Source organism: Pelagicoccus sp. SDUM812003 (genome assembly GCF_031127815.1).
In the GTDB taxonomy this organism is placed as follows: domain Bacteria; phylum Verrucomicrobiota; class Verrucomicrobiia; order Opitutales; family Opitutaceae; genus Pelagicoccus.
Genome location: NZ_JARXHY010000003.1, coordinates 490311 through 506077, shown reverse-complemented (window position 1 = coordinate 506077; position 15767 = coordinate 490311). Strand labels below are relative to the sequence as shown.

17 protein-coding genes are annotated in these 15767 nt (G+C 59.3%); 5 read left to right on the top strand and 12 right to left on the bottom strand.

Annotated features, from left to right (window positions below):
* The 7 genes from QEH54_RS06570 to QEH54_RS06540 all read right to left on the bottom strand — a co-directional run bounded on the left by QEH54_RS06570 (position 1) and on the right by QEH54_RS06540 (position 6858).
* The gene (locus tag QEH54_RS06570; protein ID WP_309017850.1) at positions 1-372 is read right to left on the bottom strand and encodes a BlaI/MecI/CopY family transcriptional regulator; all 372 of its coding nucleotides are present in this window, start codon (positions 370-372) and stop codon (positions 1-3) included.
* 137 nt (positions 373-509) lie between these two features.
* Positions 510-1925: an NAD(P)(+) transhydrogenase (Re/Si-specific) subunit beta gene (locus tag QEH54_RS06565; RefSeq protein WP_309017849.1), complete on the bottom strand. Its 1416-nt coding sequence runs from the start codon at positions 1923-1925 to the stop codon at positions 510-512.
* 6 nt (positions 1926-1931) lie between these two features.
* Positions 1932-2216: an NAD(P) transhydrogenase subunit alpha gene (locus tag QEH54_RS06560; protein WP_309017848.1), complete on the bottom strand. Its 285-nt coding sequence runs from the start codon at positions 2214-2216 to the stop codon at positions 1932-1934.
* A 26-nt stretch (positions 2217-2242) separates the two neighbouring features.
* Positions 2243-3376 carry a Re/Si-specific NAD(P)(+) transhydrogenase subunit alpha gene (locus QEH54_RS06555; RefSeq protein WP_309017847.1) on the bottom strand — a complete coding sequence of 378 codons (1134 nt, stop codon included), beginning with the start codon at positions 3374-3376 and terminating at the stop codon, positions 2243-2245.
* Positions 3377-3876: 500 nt separating this feature from the next.
* Positions 3877-5670: a sodium:solute symporter family protein gene (locus QEH54_RS06550; protein ID WP_309017846.1), complete on the bottom strand. Its 1794-nt coding sequence runs from the start codon at positions 5668-5670 to the stop codon at positions 3877-3879.
* A gap of 195 nt (positions 5671-5865) precedes the next feature.
* On the bottom strand, positions 5866-6324 hold the full coding sequence (locus QEH54_RS06545; RefSeq protein ID WP_309017845.1) for a hypothetical protein: 459 nt from the start codon (positions 6322-6324) through the stop codon (positions 5866-5868).
* Positions 6325-6336: 12 nt separating this feature from the next.
* Positions 6337-6858, bottom strand: coding sequence for an ACT domain-containing protein (locus QEH54_RS06540; protein WP_309017844.1), 522 nt, complete (start codon positions 6856-6858; stop codon positions 6337-6339).
* A 359-nt stretch (positions 6859-7217) separates the two neighbouring features.
* Between QEH54_RS06540 and QEH54_RS06535 the strand changes: the two genes are divergently transcribed.
* Complete coding sequence (locus tag QEH54_RS06535) at positions 7218-7937, top strand: FkbM family methyltransferase (RefSeq protein WP_309017843.1); 720 nt, start codon at positions 7218-7220, stop codon at positions 7935-7937.
* 12 nt (positions 7938-7949) lie between these two features.
* On the opposite strand, the gene QEH54_RS06530 is transcribed toward QEH54_RS06535, so the two are convergent.
* Positions 7950-8762, bottom strand: coding sequence for a hypothetical protein (locus tag QEH54_RS06530; protein WP_309017842.1), 813 nt, complete (start codon positions 8760-8762; stop codon positions 7950-7952).
* 9 nt (positions 8763-8771) lie between these two features.
* Positions 8772-9248: a YhcH/YjgK/YiaL family protein gene (locus QEH54_RS06525; protein ID WP_309017841.1), complete on the bottom strand. Its 477-nt coding sequence runs from the start codon at positions 9246-9248 to the stop codon at positions 8772-8774.
* Between the two features lie 172 nt (positions 9249-9420).
* Here QEH54_RS06525 and QEH54_RS06520 point away from each other — a divergent pair, with 172 nt between their 5' ends.
* Positions 9421-10536 (top strand): beta-propeller fold lactonase family protein, encoded by a 1116-nt coding sequence (locus QEH54_RS06520; RefSeq protein WP_309017840.1) that lies wholly within the window; start codon positions 9421-9423, stop codon positions 10534-10536.
* Between the two features lie 86 nt (positions 10537-10622).
* Here QEH54_RS06520 and QEH54_RS06515 read toward each other — a convergent pair whose 3' ends face one another.
* Both QEH54_RS06515 and QEH54_RS06510 read right to left on the bottom strand, forming a co-directional pair.
* The gene (locus QEH54_RS06515; protein ID WP_309017839.1) at positions 10623-11114 is read right to left on the bottom strand and encodes a PEGA domain-containing protein; all 492 of its coding nucleotides are present in this window, start codon (positions 11112-11114) and stop codon (positions 10623-10625) included.
* Between the two features lie 55 nt (positions 11115-11169).
* The gene (locus QEH54_RS06510; protein ID WP_309017838.1) at positions 11170-12516 is read right to left on the bottom strand and encodes a replication-associated recombination protein A; all 1347 of its coding nucleotides are present in this window, start codon (positions 12514-12516) and stop codon (positions 11170-11172) included.
* A 96-nt stretch (positions 12517-12612) separates the two neighbouring features.
* On the opposite strand from QEH54_RS06510, the gene thiD reads away from it, so the two are divergent.
* The 3 genes from thiD to QEH54_RS06495 all read left to right on the top strand — a co-directional run bounded on the left by thiD (position 12613) and on the right by QEH54_RS06495 (position 15383).
* Positions 12613-13404, top strand: coding sequence for a bifunctional hydroxymethylpyrimidine kinase/phosphomethylpyrimidine kinase (gene thiD / locus QEH54_RS06505; RefSeq protein WP_309017837.1), 792 nt, complete (start codon positions 12613-12615; stop codon positions 13402-13404).
* Positions 13401-15038: a ComEC/Rec2 family competence protein gene (locus QEH54_RS06500; RefSeq protein ID WP_309017836.1), complete on the top strand. Its 1638-nt coding sequence runs from the start codon at positions 13401-13403 to the stop codon at positions 15036-15038. Before thiD ends, QEH54_RS06500 begins: the two co-directional genes overlap by 4 nt.
* Positions 15039-15107: 69 nt before the next feature.
* The gene (locus QEH54_RS06495) at positions 15108-15383 is read left to right on the top strand and encodes a hypothetical protein (RefSeq protein ID WP_309017835.1); all 276 of its coding nucleotides are present in this window, start codon (positions 15108-15110) and stop codon (positions 15381-15383) included.
* On the opposite strand, the gene QEH54_RS06490 is transcribed toward QEH54_RS06495, so the two are convergent.
* The gene (locus tag QEH54_RS06490) at positions 15380-15727 is read right to left on the bottom strand and encodes a hypothetical protein (RefSeq protein ID WP_309017834.1); all 348 of its coding nucleotides are present in this window, start codon (positions 15725-15727) and stop codon (positions 15380-15382) included. The genes QEH54_RS06495 and QEH54_RS06490 overlap by 4 nt on opposite strands.
* Positions 15728-15767 lie beyond the last annotated feature (40 nt).

The following is a 15767-nucleotide window of genomic DNA, read 5'->3' as shown; positions in this document are numbered from 1 at the left end:
CTACCTCGCCTTCTGCTCGAGGATCATTCTCAGTTCGTCCAGCTCCTTGTCGGTCAATTCCTCGTTTTCGATGAAGTGGAGCATCATCGGCGCGACTTTGCCTCGGAAGACTTTGCTGAGAAAATGGCTACCCTCGGTCCTGCAGCATTCGCTTTCGCTCAGGACGACCGAGTAGACGTTGGCTCTACCCTCCCGCTGGGAGGAAATTACCCCCTTCGCTTCCAATCGAGCCAGAAAGGTGTTCACCGTCTTCTGCTTCCATTGGTCGTGAGGGAGACGTTCGAGTACTTCGGTCGCCGTCATGGGAGCATGATCCCAGACGACTTTCATGACCTCCCACTCGGCATCGGAAATTTTGGGGCCTTCTTCCATGATTAGAGATTTCGAGACCTTCGAAGGAGACTACGCCTGTAGTAAAGAGTCAAGACCTCACCCCCATGCAGCGTCTCTTTTACATCCCGATAAAAGCGGCGCTTCCTCGGTGGAAAACGCCGCCTTATCAAAGGCCTCTATTGGGCTCCTTTCAACTCGTTGACGATCGAGGAGATGGTGGCCTTGGCGTCGCCGTAGATCATGTTGGTGTTTTCCAGCACGAAGAGCTTGTTCACGAGGCCGGAGAATCCCTTGCCTTGGCCGCGCTTGAGCACGAAGACCGTCTTGGCCTTGTGAGCCTCGATGATCGGCATGCCATAGATCGGACTCGAGGGATCGTCCGCAGCAGCTGGATTCACCACGTCGTTGGCGCCGATGACGATCGCCACGTCGACCGTCGGCATCATGGGATTGACGGTGTCCATCTCCAACAGCTTCTCGTACTCCACATCCGCCTCCGCCAGCAGCACGTTCATGTGGCCGGGCATGCGCCCCGCGACCGGGTGGATGGCGAAGTTCACTTCGGCGCCGTTCTCCTCCAGCAAGCCAGCCATTTCCTTAACCGCATGCTGAGCCTGGGCTACCGCCATGCCGTAGCCGGGAATGACCACCACCGATCGGGCCGCCTCCAGCACGTAGTAGGCGTCCTCCACCGACAGGGCCTTGGGCTCCCGGTCATCGTCGTCGCCCACAGACTGACTGCTCGCTCCGAAGCCGCTAAACAGCACGTTGGCCAGGGAGCGATTCATGGCTTTGCACATGATGACAGTGAGGATCAGACCGCTCGCTCCGACCAAGCAGCCGGCCACGATGAGCACGTTGTTGTAGATGACGAACCCGGCCGCCGAGGCCGCGAGGCCAGACAGACTGTTGAGCAGGGAAATCACCACCGGCATGTCGCCGCCTCCAATCGGCATGACGCCCATCACTCCGAAGAGCAGAGAGAGAGCGACCGCCACCAGAAAGACCTTTTCCGCCACCGCCAGGTCGGAAGTGATGGTGAAAAACACCCCGAGGCCGACAATCGCCAGCAGGATGAGGATGTTTATGGCCTTCTGGCCCCCGAACACCATCGCTCGGCCGCTGACCTTGCCGGAAAGCTTCCCGTAGGCGAACAGCGAGCCGGTGAAGGTGACGCCGCCAATGAGCATCGCGGCGTAGATGACGAAGCTGCTGAACATCGGATGGGATTGCATCAGTTGCTCGTACGGCCCCCAGCCCATGGCCCGGATCTTCTCCAGTTCCGCCCAGGCGACCAGCAGACTGGCCAAGCCACCGAAACCGTTGAACAAGGCTACCAGCTCCGGCATGGAGGTCATCTTGACCAGACGGGCGGCCAGGATGCCGACCACGCCGCCGATCGCCAGACCGACCAAAATCCAAGTGTAGCTCAGGATGCTGCGGTCCACCAGCGTGACCACCACCGCCAGCAACATGCCGACGCCTGAAATCAAGTTTCCTCGGCGCGCCGTGTTGGCGGAACCTAGCATCTTGATGCCAAATACGAAAAGCGTGGCCGCTGCCACGTAAGCGAGATTGATGAGCGCTTCCATGGCGGACTACTTCCCTTTCTTCTTGAACATTTGCAGCATGCGGTCCGTCACTGCGTAGCCGCCTACCACGTTGATGGTCGCCATGACCAAGGCCGCGAAGCCGAGGATCATGCCGAGCGAGCCTTCGCTTTCCGACCCGGTGGCCAGCAGCGCTCCCACGATGGTGATGCCGGAGATCGCGTTCGAACCGGACATCAGGGGCGTGTGCAGCTGCGAGGGCACCTTGCTGATGAGCTCCAGCCCCAAAAAGGCCGAAAGCACGAATATGAAAAATAGGAGTACAAGATCCATGTCTATGCAGGTTTGAAAGGTTGCGATTAGGAGTCCTTGCGGAAGCGCTCGTGCACGATGGCCCCGCCTTTGGTGATGATGCAGCCCTTGAGGATCTCGTCCTCCAGGTCTTCCTTCAGCGTCTTGGACTCCTTGTCCCAGAAATGCTCGATAAAGTTGTGCAGATTCGCCGAATACATCTGGCTGGCGTCAGAGGCGACGCCGCACTCCAGCTTGCCAATGCCGATGATTTTGACTCCGTTTTCCGTCACCACCTCCTCGTCCAGTTTGGAGCCTTCCACATTTCCGCCGGATTCCACGGCGAGGTCGACCACCACGCTGCCGTTCTTCATTCCGGAAAGCATCCTGCCGTCGACGATGCGCGGGGCCGGGCGGCCGAAGAGCTTGGCGGTGGTGATCACGATGTTCGATTGGCCGCAGACCTTCGCCATGCCAGCCTTCTGCTTCTCCTTCTGCTCGTCCGTGAGCTCCTTGGCGTAGCCCTGATCGGTCTGTCCCATCTCGCCGAGGTCGATCTTCACGAACTTCGCTCCGAGCGACTTGACCTGCTCCTCCACCACCGGGCGCGTATCGAAGGCCTCCACTCGGGCGCCGAGGCGTTTCGCGGTCGCGATGGCCTGCAAGCCTGCCACCCCGACGCCGATCACGAAAACGCGGGCTGGCGAAAGGGTGCCCGCTGGTGTCATCATCATTGGAAGAATCTTGCCCAGCCGCTCCGCCGCCTTGATCACCGCGAAATAGCCGGCGAGATTGGCTTGGGAGCTGAGCCCATCCATCTTCTGAGCCAAGGTCGTGCGCGGGATCATTTCCATGCTCACCGCGGTCACACCCGCCTTGGCGAAAGCCTCGATCAAGGCCGTCTCGTTGAACGGATCCAGGAAGCCGATGGACCAGGAGCCGCTCTTCTGGGAGCTGGCCTCCTGCAAACTCGGCTTGCCGACGCGAAAAACGATGTCAGCCGCCGCGAGCTCCGCAGCCCGATCCGCGCTCACCGATGCGCCCGCCGCCTCGAAATCCGAGTCCGAAAAGCTGCTTCGCGAGCCCGCGCCAGATTCTATCACTACTTCAAAGCCTAGGCCGACCAGACGCTTCACCGACTCAGGGATCAATGAAACGCGCTTCTCGGTTTCGGAACGTTCTCGAGGTACGAATACACGCATACTCCGGACGTTAGATCTCCCAATAGGCTTGGCAACTAAATCTTATCTTGAAACAGCAGATAAGCGTCGACTTCTAATACCTCCCTGCGAACAGGATTAGCTTGAGCCTAGGGGTTTCGCCTCGAACGAGCCAACGGGGCGAAACGGCAGCACGCCCCGGAAAACAGAACGGCCAAGCTTGCGTTTCCGCTCGCTTGGCCGCGTGTCATCACCCCTGTAAAAGATTCTTTCCGAGCGCTGCGACTGTCCTAGCGAGCGCATGGCATGAACAAACGTCGAGGCGGAAACAGTCCGCCTTGATAAAGGGACTCTGGGGATTGGGTTTGGATTTCTGAAGAAACTGGCATCGGCCCGACGCCTCACGGCAGCCGGCTGGGTACGCTCGGTTGACCGAGCTGCCGAGCGAAACCCCACGCCAGTTCCGACCCCTTCAGAGTTTTTCGCATTTTACCTCACGAAATCGAACGTATCCGCCACGAGGCCAAACGAACACTCTTCCCTCATTGCTCCTCCAAGCGCTTCAACCAGGTCGAGCGCAGCACCAGCGAGGTGGCCAGCAGGATGCCGACGCAGATCCACATCGGCTTGAAGGCCTTGATCACCAAAAAGAGCGGAACCACCACGAGCATGAAATGCCAAACAATGCCGACCACGATGTTGAACACATGGCGCGGCCAATCACGATTGGGCTCCAGGTGGGGATGGTCCAGGCGAATGGCGTCCAGCACCGGCTTCCAATATCCCCATGGCCGAACGGTTTGGTAAAACGTCTTCAAGGTTTCCATGTCCTCGGGTGCCGAGAGCAGGCTTCCCACGATCGACGCCAGAAGAGAGACTGCGAAGATCGCCGGAAAGAGCTGGATGAAGGAATAGCTGACGAATACCTCCGGAAGGGCGAAGGCGCTGATGATGCCGCCGATCATGCCGCAAAAGTAGCCCATGCCATTGAGGCGCCACCAATGCCACTTCAGAATGTTGGGAGCCGCGTATCCGCCCCAGAGCCCGCCCACGATCCAGCCCATCACGTCGTTGATGCTGTCCATGAACCAGCTGAGGGTCACCCCTATCGCCACCACTAGAAACGACGCCAGGTAGCAAAGCCTCACGTCGTCGCCGGATTTGCCCTCCGGACGGATGTAGCGATTGTACACGTCGTTCACCAGGTACGCCGCCCCGGCGTTGATGGTGGAGTCGAAGGTCGACATGAAGGCGGCGAGAAAGCCGACCACGATCAGCCCCTTCAAACCGACCGGGACGAACTCCGCTACCACGTGCGGCAGCACCAATTCGTAGTCGAACGCCGGATCCTGCAAGCGAAGGTCCGTGGAATAGAAGACCAAGGCCAGCGCCACGATGGCGGTCACCAGAATCCAACGCGGGAACAGAGCCAGCGAAACCACGCTGCTCATCAAAGCCGCTTCCTTGGGCGAGCGAGCCGCCAGCAGCCGCTGCATGTCGAAGTTGGGAGCCGGACCCGCTAGGCTGACCAGGATGCCCTTGAGCATCATCATCATGAAGAAGGGGAAAAACAGCTCGTAGCCCTGCAGGGCGATGATGTCGTTGAGTTGAGGAATGAGCCCCGACCAGTCCAGATCGAGCGTTCGCCCGAACCAGATGCTGTCCCAGCTGTCCGGCGTCACCGCGGCGATCGACTCTGCGTCCGTCAAGGTCATGGCGTAGTAGCCGATCACCACCGACAAGGCGATCAGCAGCATGAACTGGATGAAGTCAGTGAAGATGGCGCTTCGAATCCCGCCAAAGGTCACGTAGAGCAGCGTCACCCCGATGAAGATGCCCGCATACACCGTGGGAGAGATGTCCTCTGTGGGCAAAAAGACCGACGCGAATCCCGCCAGTCCCTTGAAGGCGTAGGCGGTGAAGCTCACCACGCTCAGCAAAGCGAAGACCACCACGATCAAACGAGAAAGCTCCAGTCCGACCGGACTCTTGAAGCGGGTGCTCATCCAGTCTCCCCCCGTCAAGGCCCCCGATCGCCGCACCCACTGGGAGAGATAGACCATGAGAAACACCTGATTGAAGGTCGGCCAAAGCCAAGGCAGCCACGCCCCCTTGGCGCCATAGATGAATACCACCGACACCAGCCACATGGTTCCCGCAATGTCGAACATGGAGGAGGCGTTGGAAATCCCCAGAAAGTACCACGGCACCTTTCGGCTGCCCAAAAAGTAAGATTCCAAATCCACTCCCGCTTCCCGGCGCATGTAGAGCCCGAAAACCAGCACGACCAGCAGATAGAGAACGATGAGGGTAAAGTCTAGGGCTTGCAGCTCCATCAGTCAGAGGGAAACGGAACGATCGACAACAAAGGAGGGATCAGAAAACGAAACAGACGGCCCCGATGGCAAGGCTCGATCAGTGTAACACCGACAAATGCCGATCGCCTACAATTAATTCCTGCTCACTTACTTGCAAGCGAGCGGCGCGGCGCCAGCCCATGCTCGGCCAGCCGACTCCTTCACATCGCCGGACTACCCCTCGTTTCCGTTTTCGAAGCTCAGCGTGATCAGCTTGGCCTCCTCCGGAACGTCCTTGAGCGTCATGCGCAGAAACTGGGTGCTGCCGCCGCTCAGCGATCCATCGAAATCCTTGCGGTAGATCAGCTGCGTCTTCGACCAGATCGCCTGGGGCGTCTTGCCCTGCTCTTGCGCCTTCTCCATTTCCTTGACGCTCTCGTAGGTCCACGCTTCCAAACGGACCCGGCCTAGACGATGCAGCAAGCGCTGCGAAACCACTCGCATGCGAGCGGTCATGAGCCAGCCGTAGTCCTTGGCGTGCCAGCTGGGCACTTCGAAGGTCATCACCTCGCTCTCGATCACCTCGAAGTTCCACTCCGGCTTCTCTTGGGCCGAAGCGGGGAAGACGGAAATCGTGACCAGGACAAGCAACGCCGCGCAGCAGCGGCAGACGGAAGCGGAAGAAAAACTCATAGCAGATTCGGGTTACGCGGATTCAAAGCTTACATCGACCATAAGGTCGGCCGCTATAAGCTCTAAATCCCTTCTCAAGTCATCGCTGTCGCAGTCGGCGGGGATGCAGACCCGGGCCCGTGCCTCGAAAAGCGGCTCTCCCGACATCGGCGCGCTGCGGCATTCGGTGCTCAACTCCTCCACATTCACGCCGCGTTTGGCAAAGGCGTTGGAGATCTGACTCACGATGCCAGGACGATCCGCGCCGACGATCTCGACTACCGCCACCTCGCTGCACGCCGTCTCGGCGCTGTCGCCCGCATCCTTGACCACCACGCTCAAGCCCTTGGCTTCCAGAGCGTTGACGGCCCTCAGCAACTCGTCATGGGCCTCCGAGGTCACTCCGATGCGCAGGATGCCAGCGAACTGTCCCCCGAGGTGACACATGCGGCTTTCCAGCCAGTTTCCTCCCGCGGCTTTCACGGTTGAGGCGATCAATTCCACCAGTCCAGGGCGATCCGGGCCGATGACCGACATTACGATGGGGCTCTGCATAGGCACCAGAAACTAGCGTCGCATCGCCGGCGAGCAAGCCTCCAAAAAAAGCAAAGGACTCGCCGCTGATTCGCCACGAGTCCCCTGTGTTGCTTGGAGAAAAATCTTCTTCGTCCCGGAAGAGGGAAGCTTCCCTAACCGAAACCGGCGACATCCTACCACAAGGCGACGGGATTTGTAAATCGGGTGTAAACGCGAGCGGTTGTTCAGCCTTGGCCCTAGGCGCCAGCGTCTACCATGCTCCACGCTCCCGAGCAGCCCTACTTAGCAGGCTGGAGGAAAATATCCCACAAGGCGCTAAACCTGCAACACGGCCGGTCGAAACTCCTAAAAGGAGTAGTAGAGGACCAACCTCAAACGTGGCAGACCAAAGAAACATTCCGCAGAAAAGCTTTTTCACGCGAGCTTACCACAGAGCCTTCACCATGGGGGCCCTGCGCCCGCATGCCAAGTCGCTGCTTCCCTACCTGAACCGCCCTGGCGGTCGCTTCGTGGAGATCGGGGCTCGCGACGGCGTCAAAGAAAGCCTCACCCCGTTTTTGGAAAAGGCCCTCGGCTGGAAGGGAATCCTCATCGAGCCCTGGCCGCACCTGTTTCATCGCTGCCGCAAACGCCGCAAATCCAGCCTCTGCCTCAACGTGGCCGCCACTGAGCCCCAGCTACGCGACTCCTACATCGAACTGGTAGGCCTGCCGCCTGCCGCCTCGGTGCGCAGGAAGCTGATGCAGGAAGCTCGCGATCGAGCGGAAGGAAAGCCGATACAGCCGCTAAAGCCGGGCGCCAAGCCGCCCAAGCGGGTCAGCTACGTCAGCACCAACAGCTTGGCCGGAATCCTTGGGCGGGCCAACTTCGAGGAGCATTTCGACCTGATGGTCTTCAATCTCCCTGGCTACGAGGCCCACGCCTTGGAAGGCATGGATTTTGACGCCTACAAACCGACCTTCCTGCTGATTCGCACTGTGGGCGCCGACGTCAAGCTGCCTCACCTCCCGCCCTACTACCAGCGCATCACCGAGAGCAAGCACGACCAGCAGTCCGCTTTTCACCTCTTCCGATACTCCGACTTCGGAGAGAACTAAGGGCCTCGGCAGCTAAGCGGTTTCGTCCCGATAGTCAGGCAACCCGGTGCCGCGGCGATACTGATTGATCATGCGGACGGTGTAGGCGACCGATTCCTCATGCGAGATGACAGGATGCCGTTCCAAGGCCTCATGCCGATCGTGATCCGAAAAGAGCTCGAAGTAGCGGCTCCACTTTTCGCCCAAAACCTTCTGATCGCTGGGCAAAAACCAGCGCTTCCAATCCCCGCTCCGCTTGCCGCGGGCCACGCGCTCGAAACCGGGCGGCACCACCAGCTGCTTGCGCAAGGGGAAGCCCAGATAGGTCTCCAGTCCCTGCCACCGATTCGCCACCAGGTCCTCGTAGAGCAAGGTGTGAAACTCGCTTCCGTGAGCGGACTTGAACTCGCCATGGCACCGCACTTCCTCCCCTACCAGAAATCGCAGATCCATCCCGGATAGCTCTCCGAAAAGATCGCAGATCTCCATCACGCTTACCGATTCGGGTCGCTCGACCTTGCGCCGCAACAGCGACACGTAGCGCCCCGCGCCCTCGTCGGTTTCGAAGCCTTGCCCGTTGAAGGGCGCGTAGAGCAACGCGCTGACCAGGCGATCGAAGGGGTGTCGCGCCAAAAAGATGCGTCGATCGTAGGTGGGGAATTTCTTCACCTCGGTGCCCCAGTGCAGGACCGCGATCGACTTGACGATGAGGTTCGGCTCGTCGTCGCTGAGCTGGTCAAGCCGCTTAGGCTCAAATTCCAGCTTATGCCCCGGCAAGGTCCTCTGCAGCGTGCCAGCCAAAGCGGTGGAGCCGGTCTTGCCTGAGGTGAAAATGAGGATCCGCATACGAATCCTCTAGATGCTCAGTCGATCCAAAAGAATCTTCACCACCACCTTCTTCACCCCCACCCCAGGCTCGCTGGTGAAGAGCTGCGGCATATGGGCGTCCTGCGGCAGCAAGCATGTGAAGGTGCCGGGATAGATAGAGAGCTGCAGGGCAGCCGGCTTCCGGTAGTGGAAAAACGTGACGTCCCGCTCCGCGTCGTAAGGGTCTTTCGTCGACTGCAGATGCGTCGGATAAACCGCGATCCGCTCCGAACCGATCAGAGCCATCTGTATATCCACATACTTGCGGTGCGCCTCCAATACCGCAGTCGGATCGCTTTCCTCCTTCGTCGGGTAGCTCATCACGCGGGCGAAAATCTCGTCTCCATCGATCGGATACTCCTTTTCCTCCGCTTCCGCATCAAGCTTCTCTAAAAACGAGAACGCCTGCTGCCAAGCCTCCCCGAACGCGTATGCCTTCCAGTTTTCGATGTGGTCAACGATCATGCGAAGAAACAACTACCGCTCCCGCATCCCGGCGCAAGAAAATCGACAGTTTTCTCGATTCGCCGGAATAAAACGACCACCCCAGACATCTCATCCCCTACACGATCGTTTCGTCTACAGCGCTGCAGACTTCTAACCTTAAGAAGATCCAAACCCTAACATATCATCTAGCATGAAGCGACTCATTCTAACGATCGCCCTGGCGGCGATCACCACTACCTTCGTATCCAACGCGTCCGCTCGCGGCTCGCGTCACCACCACTCGGGGCCCGGCATGGCATTCACTATGACGAACGCCACCGACGATAACGAGATCCTCGTGTATCCACGAAACCCCAACGGAACGCTAGGCTCGCCTACCGCCGTGTCGACAGGAGGCGTGGGGAATGGCGGCGGGCTCGGCAACCAAGGCGGCGTCATCCTCTCGAAAAACCGAAACTGGCTGCTCGCGGTGAACGCCGGCAGCGACACCATCTCGGTCTTCGAAGTCACCTACAATGGTATCGAACTGACCGATACAGAGAGTTCCCAAGGATCCATGCCTGTGAGCTTGAGCATCGATGACGACCTCGTTTACGTGCTCAACGCAGGCGACGACAGCATCGCTGGCTTTATTCTGGGCGACGATGGAGACCTCCTGCCCATCGACTACTCGAAGCGCCCCTTGAGCGGCTCAGGCGTCGGCGCCGCTCAGATCGGCTTTTCCCCGAACGGGCGAGAGCTCGTAGTCACGGAAAAGGCGACGAACCTGATCTCCGTTTTCAGCGTATGCCATAATGGATACGCCGACCCGGCCCCCATATCCACCGAATCAGCCCACCCGACTCCCTTCGGCTTCACCTTTCGCCGCGACGGGCTGCTTCTGGTAACGGAGGCTGCCGGTGGAGCTCAAGATGCGGGAGCGGTCAGCAGCTACCGGATCAAGCGAGACGACGAGCTCTACGAGGTCGATCCCGCCGTGGCCGCGACCGAGTCGGCTACCTGCTGGATCGCGCTCCATCCGAATCAACGTTTCGCCTACACCACGAACACCGCCAGCAACTCTATCAGCGGGTATAGCGTTCGTGGATACGGAAAGCTCGCTTTGCTGGACGAAGGCGGAGAATCCGCCACCACCGGAGCCGGCCCCATCGACCTCGCCTTCGACCGATCGGGCAACTTTCTCTACTCGCTCAACGCGGGAGACGACAACATTTCAGTATTCAGCGTAGGCCCCCGCGGCGAACTCGAACTCATCGAGGAAATTGATGGTCTGCCAGACGGCGCCAACGGCCTCGCTGTTTTCTAGACTGGATTCAGTCTCTGATCTGAAAAAACCAAAGGCGTCCCGAAATGGGACGCCTTTTTGACGAGGAAAGACAAATGAGCGCGCGGCTATGAAAGCTCGGGCTTGATCGATAGAAAGAGCTCCCCGTCTACAGATTCCAAATACAACTGAAAGGTGAGATCCTCTCCCTCCGCATTGTTGTCGCCAACCGCGACCGGCACCAGCTTAACCGTCACTGGATTCGGGCGAAGATTCTTGGTCGCTCCCGACATCGCATCGACACCAACCCCGATGATTCCTCCCACCAGAACGTTGCCCGCCATGCCCGCAGCTCCAGCGCCTTCGATCGCCGGATTAACCTGAACGAAAACGGTTTCATAACCCTTCTTCTCAATGGTCACGGAAATCGGCTTCTTGCGGCTGACCTTGAAGGAAGTGGGCGTCGTGCCGGTCAGGCCATTGGACAGGGTAACCAAGGCTCCCGATGGATCGGATTCGATAACGAGAACGTCCTTGGTGCCGCGAGTGACCGTGGCGCAACCGGAAAAGACAGCAATGGAAAGGAGGGAAACAACAATAGGGACTACGGGGAATTTCATAACCACAAATCACGTAAACTATTACTCTTATTTCAAGAAAATATACGTAATTCCACTATCTATTTCCCTTTTCGCGACGCTCCTTCTTCAGTTTGCGCCAGCGCTCCAGCCGTTCCGCGATTCCCGATTCCTCTCCCACCCGCTTGGGCTCGATAAAGCTCATTGGCGTTTCCATGTAGTCCTGCCCGGAAATGTTCTCCGAGAAGCCATGGCTGTATTCGTAGTCCTTGGAGTTGCCCAGTCGCTTGGAAGCTTTGCCGCCTTTGTCCCTCAACCACAGCGGCACCTCCTGCACCGGCCCTTCGGCGATGGCGGCGGCAGCTTTCCCAAAGGCCGCGTAGGAAGTATTGCTCTTGGGCGCCGCGGCGCAGTAGGCCACGCAATGAGCGAGGTTGATGCGACATTCGGGCAGTCCCACAAATTCGCAGGCCTGCTGGGTCGCCACCGCCAACGGCAAGGCTCGGGAATCGGCCAGGCCGATGTCCTCCGAGGCGAAAACGATCAAGCGCCGGGCGATGAAACGCGGATCCTCCCCTCCCGCCAGCATCTTGGCCAGCCAATACAAGGCAGCATCCGGATCCCCTCCTCGCATGCTTTTGATAAACGCTGAAATGGTATCGTAGTGGTCGTCCTCGTTGGCATCGTAGCGGATCTGTCGTTCCGTGGCGAATACGCTGATCGCCTCCGGCGTGATTGGCTGTCCGGGCTCCAGTCCCAGAGCGATCACCTCCAAGGCGTTCAATGCGCGTCGCAGATCGCCATCGCAAAGCTTGGCCAGCCCTTCCAAGGCCTTCTCCTCCGCGGTGTGGTGGCGACTGCCCAGGCCGCGTTCCTCGTCCCTCAACGCCGCCTCCAAGGCCTGCGTCGCCGTCTCCACGGTATGCGCGTTCAGACGAAACAAATGGCTACGGCTCAGCAGAGGAGCGTTCACGTAAAATCCCGGATTGTGGGTGGTCGCTCCGATCAATCGGATATTGCCCGCTTCCACATCCGGCAGCAGCAGGTCCTGCTGGGACTTGTTGAAGCGATGGATCTCATCGATAAAAAGCACCGTGTCGTCGTCGCGGCTGCGGGCCATGGCCAAAATCCCTCGCAGCTCCGCCACGTTCGACATCACCGCGTTCACCCGCACGAAACGGCTCTTCGTCTCGGCCGCGATCGCTTCGGCCATGCTGGTTTTCCCACAGCCTGGCGGACCGTAGAACAGCAAACTGCCAAAGGTGTTGGCTTGCACCAAGCGCGGCAGAAGATTCCCCGAAGCGAGAATATGATCCTGCCCGACCACCTCCGCCAAGGACCGCGGCCGCATGCGAGCCGCCAAGGGCTGGCGCTTCAAATCGACCTCTTCCGGCGCTCTGGGATATGCCGCATCCTCTGAAAACAAACTGCCCTGCGAGTCCATCTTGAGCAGCCTACAGTCCTCGCCCGCTTTCCGTCAAAACCATCGTCAGCATTTCCCGCTTCACACTTTGCCCCCGCTCCGCCAGCCTCGTCCTAAATGTCGCGCGCCATACCTACCGCCCTTTCCATCGCAGGATCCGACTCGGGTGCCAACGCAGGGATCCAGGTCGACCTGATGACCTTCGCCGCTCATGGGGTCTACGGCACGACTGCCATCACCTGCCTCACCGCTCAGAATCCGACCGGCATCACCGCGGTTCACGCCGCCCCGACCGAAATAGTGGTTTCCCAAATCGAGCAAGTGCTCGCCTACTACCCAGTGGCGGCCGCGAAGACGGGCATGCTCTTCAATCGGGAGATCATCGCCGCTGTCGCGGAAACAGTGGCCAAGCGGCCCGAGCTGAAACTGGTGGTCGATCCCGTATCCGTCGCCACGAGCGGCCATCCGTTGCTCGAGCCCGACGCTCTCGCGACCTTGAAAAAGGAGCTTCTTCCCCTTGCTTCGGTCATCACCCCCAACCTCGACGAAGCGAAGCTGCTGCTGGACCGGGATATAGAGACGCCGCAAGCCATGGAGCAGGCTGCGCGCGAGCTGGCTGCCGCCTACCAAGCGCATGTCCTGGTGAAAGGCGGACACCTCGCAGGCGATCAGCTGATCGACATCGTCGCCGAGCCGACCGGAAAGATCCATCGCTACACTCAAACGCGTATCGACAACATCGATACGCACGGCAGCGGCTGCACTCTCAGCTCAGCCACCGCCGCCAATCTCGCGAGAGGCCTGCCCGCCTTGCTTGCCATCGAAGAGGCGCGATTCTACCTGCGGCGCGGCATGGAGAACGCCCTCAAGCTCCCCGAAGCCAATTTCATCAACCACTATCCGGCATGAGCCTTTCGACCCGTCCACGACATGTACCCCTGTTGTGGATACTGGTCCCTTTCGCCACCGGCATCGCTTTGGCGGGATCCGTGAGCCCCGCCCTAACGCCGCTCCTGCTTGGGATCGCTGCCTCCGCGAGCCTCACCGCCTACCTCGCTTCGAAACGCAACGCCGCACTGTGGCACCTGGCCTTGGTCGCAGCCGTCCTTTGCGCCGGCATGCTTCGCTACCACTCCCTGCCAGCAGCTCAGGCCCAGGTGGACTCCTTTCCGCCGAGGGAAGCGACGCTCGATCTGCGCATCACCCGTCTCTTCGATTCCAGCAATCCAGACATCCACCTCGGGCTGGCCGAAACCCTCCACGCGCCGGCCTACCTCTCTCAACTCGCCGGGCATCGGATCTACTTCGCGCTCGAAAGCTCGCCCGATGGTCCACCTCCGTTGGAAGGCGAAACGGTGCGGACCTTCGGCGTGGCGCGACCGTTGGTCGAGCGAGACGACAAATCCCGCTTCATCGACTACTTGAAGCACCAAGGCGTCACCGCGACCATCAAGCAAGGGTTCATCAAATCCCGTCTTCGCGCCGCTTCCCCCTTTCGGCGATATCTGCTTCTCGCCCAGAACAAACTCTCCAGCGTCCTCGAAAACAATAGACGCCCGGACAGTCCCTACAGTGGAGCCTACAAGGCCCTCATGCTTGGCAAGAAAGGCGAGCTGAGCGAGGAGCAGAAAAACCTCTTTCTCGCCAACGGAGCGATGCACCTCTTCGCCATCAGCGGTCTGCATATCGGAGTCATCGCCATCTGCATCCACCATTTTCTGCTGGTGTTTCGAATCAAAGGCGCCGCTCTTCCGGTTTTTTCCTTAGTCTTGATTCTTTGCTTTGTTCTGGTGACCGGCGGCTCAGCTTCGTCCTGGCGAGCGCTGCTCATGATCGCTTGCCTCTACCTTAGCCATGGCAGCCAGCGCCAAAGTTCGCCGGTCAGCGCCCTAGCCCTTTCCGCGATCATCTACCTCTTCATTCTGCCCAACCAACTCTTCCAGGCAGGCTTCCAAATGTCCTACCTCACCGTCGCATCGATTCTGCTTTTCGGTTTGCCCATGGCCAAAACGCTCAATCGCATAAGCCCGCTCTTCTCGCAAATCCCACGCAGCGCCCAGTCCATGTTCCAGAAAGCCGCGGTTGTATCCAAAACCTGGCTTCTCAACAGCTTCGCGATCAGTCTCTCCGCCTACATCGCCTCGTCGATCCTCGGACTGCTCTATTTCGAAATCCTGCCCGTATACGGCGTATTCACAAACCTGATAGCCTTGCCTTTGGCATCGCTCGCGATCGTATCCGGTTTTCTCTCACTGATCCTTTCTCCACTTACTCCTATTCTGCCTCTGTCGGAGCTTTTCAATAACGCAGCCTTGCTGATCATAAAGATCATTCACGGTTGCCTTTCGCTCACCGAAAAGCTCCCCTTCGCTACGCTCGCCCCAAGCCACTTGCGCGACCTATTGATCCTGCCCGCATTCCTGACCATCTTTCTGCTAATGGCTTTCGCCTACTCCCGCACCGGCGGATCCAAGTCAGCGCTTCGATGGCAAACCACCCCTCTGCTCGCGACCGCTGCGGCGATCTATTTCTGCTTCTTCTAGCTTCGCGAAATCCGGCCTCCCCAAGCTATCGCGTTGACCTGTGGACTGGGCTTCCTACTAAAGGTAGCCATGAAATCCGCTTACGAACTCGCTATGGAACGCCTCGCCGCCAGCGAAGGGGAGAGCAAACCGCTCACCGATGAGCAAAAGGGAAAGCTCGCCGCGATCGACGACAAATATCGAGCGAAGATCGCGGAACGGGAAGTCTTTCTCAACCAAAAGCTTGCCGAGGCCCATCGCACTGGCGACCGCTCCGCCGCCAGTGATATCAGCAAGCAGCTTTCCCTCGAGAAAGCTCGGCTGGAAGAGGAGCGAGAAGCGGAAAAGAACAAGGTCCGCGGCTAGTCGGCCTGCGGCTCGTCAGCTTCGAGCGGCCGGTCGCCGCTCGCCGGCTGGTGCGCTTCCATCGCTTTCGCTCCCTCGATCACCGGCGCATCCCCTTGCAGCAGATCGGGTTCTCGTTCGTGCTCCGATGGTTCGATGATCGCCCTCTGGTCAAGCTGCCTCGGCGAAATGGCTACCGCGTCCGGCTGGATCGCTTCTTGGCTCGGCAACACGGCCTTTTCCCGGAGGTCCGCTTCGATCTTCTTGGTCCGAATCCGGTCCGCCGAAATCACCGTTGCGGATTCGTACTTCGCTTCGCTCGGCCGTATCACGCTGGTGGATACCTTCTTATCCGAGTAGGCCATGTGAGGCTCGCTTGACCGGCAGCCAGCCAAACAGAGCAAG